Here is a 1,663-nt window from a genome sequence, read left to right on the forward strand (position 1 = left end):
AACCCCTCAAAAACGTTGTTAAAATAGCCCCCAATATCTATATTATAGATTTTGGGGGTTATTTGTCATTATATACTAAAAATAACTTCTTCTATTTGTCATCAATACTAAACAATAATTTGTACAAAGTGATTATTTCTTCTAGTTCTTCACGCGATACATGATCGACAATAGTTTCATCAGTGACATGTCTTGCCCGTAAATCCAAGGCTATGGTTTGATCTAATAATACTTTTCCATATACTGTTTGACTACTAGTTAGTCGATGATACATTGGAAAATTACGCTTGGTACTGCTAATTGGAGCCACAATCGTCATGTTACTTGTCTGACAGACTAGATCATTGCTTAGCGCAATGGCTGGTCGCTTATTCATCTGTTCATGACCACGGCTTGGATTAAAGTTAACATAAAATATATCACCTTGGCTTACCATTGAAGTTCATTACCTTCTGACTTTCCCCAATCAAGCTCGTGATCCCTTTTCCCGTCATCTTGCCAATCCTTAAATAGCTCGTGAATATTGGTTGGGTTCTTTTTTATTGGTGTTAAAACAATTGATCCATTTTCAATGGTTATTGTCATATCTTGGTTATCATCTAATTTCAGTTGTTTAATAATTTGGCTAGGAATTCTAGCAGCTTTCGAGTTTCCCCACTTTGCTAAGCGTGTTTGTTCTTTAATAAGTTCCATATTTTCCCCTCCTAAATTATTATTACAAGTCAAGTATATCCCGTGTAGATACACAATGCAAATATTCTTACTGGAGGTCATTTACATGCAACAAGTTGTCTTACCCATCAAAGATTCAAACGTTCTTAAAGAGGTTCAAGATACGTTACTCAATAATTTTAAAGCTGGCCGACGTAACTATACGATTTTTCAAGTTGGTAAAGCTACGCTACTACGAGTCAATGATGTCATGTACTTAAAACAGACCGATATTTTTAATCTGGACGGTTCTATTAAACAAAATGCGTTCATTCACGATCGAAAAACTGGTAAACCTAATACCTTGTACCTTAAACCTGTTCAAACAGAGCTCTTATTGTACCGTCAATGGCTGCTTGATCATAAGCTGGATTCTGAATGGCTCTTTCCTTCAATTCAACACCCAGAACGCCATATTACTGAAAAACAGTTCTACAAAATTATGAGTAAGGTTGGCGATTTATTAGGAATTAATTATCTAGGTACTCATACGATGCGCAAAACCGGGGCTTATCGTGTTTACACGCAATCAAATTACAATATTGGCCTAGTCATGCACTTACTAAATCACTCAAGTGAATCAATGACTTTAGCTTATTTAGGCTTGGATCAAGCAAATACAGAAAACATGTTGAACCAAATTGATTTTGGGTAAATTGGTTTGATTTTGTTGTCGCCAACGGCGACTTCTGATACAGGCTTTTAATGGGCCTAGCACAACATAGAATTTATTCTATGTGTAAGTGCGCATTGACCTCATTTCACTCGGTCTGCTGATTACCCACCACTAATTTTAGTGTTCTTTATCTAGTATCATTACTAGGACTGCTTTAAACACACTCTTTAGCCATAATAGCTCTCATTGATTCATTATTAATTTTAACTAGATAATTAAAACAATTAACAACATGAGATACACTAAAAAATGGCCAGATGAGTATCTTTTTACAGG

At 35.4% G+C, this 1,663-nt stretch carries 3 protein-coding genes; 1 reads left to right on the top strand and 2 read right to left on the bottom strand.

The window, feature by feature from the left end:
• Positions 1-91 precede the first annotated feature (91 nt).
• Both JCM11969_RS16600 and JCM11969_RS16605 read right to left on the bottom strand, forming a co-directional pair.
• The gene (locus JCM11969_RS16600; RefSeq protein ID WP_001748110.1) at positions 92-436 is read right to left on the bottom strand and encodes a type II toxin-antitoxin system PemK/MazF family toxin; all 345 of its coding nucleotides are present in this window, start codon (positions 434-436) and stop codon (positions 92-94) included.
• Positions 430-693: an AbrB/MazE/SpoVT family DNA-binding domain-containing protein gene (locus JCM11969_RS16605; protein WP_001748109.1), complete on the bottom strand. Its 264-nt coding sequence runs from the start codon at positions 691-693 to the stop codon at positions 430-432. The genes JCM11969_RS16600 and JCM11969_RS16605 overlap by 7 nt, the downstream gene beginning before the upstream one ends.
• Positions 694-778: 85 nt before the next feature.
• Here JCM11969_RS16605 and JCM11969_RS16610 point away from each other — a divergent pair, with 85 nt between their 5' ends.
• Positions 779-1,366, top strand: a complete 588-nt coding sequence (locus JCM11969_RS16610; RefSeq protein ID WP_054712996.1) for a site-specific integrase — start codon at positions 779-781, stop codon at positions 1,364-1,366.
• Positions 1,367-1,663 lie beyond the last annotated feature (297 nt).

Source organism: Secundilactobacillus paracollinoides DSM 15502 = JCM 11969, assembly GCF_001311135.1.
Taxonomy (GTDB): Bacteria; Bacillota; Bacilli; order Lactobacillales; family Lactobacillaceae; genus Secundilactobacillus; species Secundilactobacillus paracollinoides.

What these genes read in the sequence shown, in the direction of transcription:
- JCM11969_RS16605 (WP_001748109.1), bottom strand. Translation starts at nt 693, where the DNA reads ATGGAACTTATTAAAGAACAAACACGCTTAGCAAAGTGGGGAAACTCG.
- JCM11969_RS16610 (WP_054712996.1), top strand. Translation starts at nt 779, where the DNA reads ATGCAACAAGTTGTCTTACCCATCAAAGATTCAAACGTTCTTAAAGAG.
- JCM11969_RS16600 (WP_001748110.1), bottom strand. Translation starts at nt 436, where the DNA reads ATGGTAAGCCAAGGTGATATATTTTATGTTAACTTTAATCCAAGCCGT.